The following is a 409-nucleotide window of genomic DNA, read 5'->3' on the forward strand; positions in this document are numbered from 1 at the left end:
GGGCACGGGCTGCATCGCCGCGCCGGGGCCGATGTCCTGGTACGTCGTGCCGTCCAGGTATTTGGCCGAGGCGGCCCGGACCAGCTCGTCAGCCTTCTTCTCGACCTCGGCGACGAATGCCGGCGGGGCTCCGCCGATGACGTACTCCAGATCGGGGTCGTACTCCCACCGCCAGGTCACCCACTGACCGCCTGGTCCGCTTCGGCCTCAACAGCGCGCAGCTCCTCCATCGCGGTGCGGAATGCGGGATCGTCCTTGCTAGTGGTCGCGTGGAGCGACCTCAACGCGTGATTCCGCCGCTGGGCAAGATCGGGCCGCCGCTCGACTTCGACTTCCCGAGCCCAGAACGCCAGCCAGGTGTGGACATGGCTGATCTTGCTGTCCTGTGCCATCGCGGCGAAAGCCTCGT

2 protein-coding genes are annotated in these 409 nt (G+C 67.7%); both read right to left on the reverse strand.

Annotated features, from left to right (window positions below; genetic code table 11):
* The coding region (locus CAY82_RS25270; RefSeq protein WP_087503454.1) for a hypothetical protein at positions 1 to 180 on the reverse strand (180 nt) is incomplete at its 3' end.
* On the reverse strand, positions 177 to 409 hold a 233-nt coding region (locus CAY82_RS26830), incomplete at its 5' end, for a hypothetical protein (RefSeq protein ID WP_170931144.1). The genes CAY82_RS25270 and CAY82_RS26830, both read right to left, overlap by 4 nt.

The sequence above is a fragment of the Pseudomonas sp. SID14000 genome (assembly GCF_002165135.1).
Taxonomy (GTDB): domain Bacteria; phylum Pseudomonadota; class Gammaproteobacteria; order Pseudomonadales; family Pseudomonadaceae; genus Aquipseudomonas.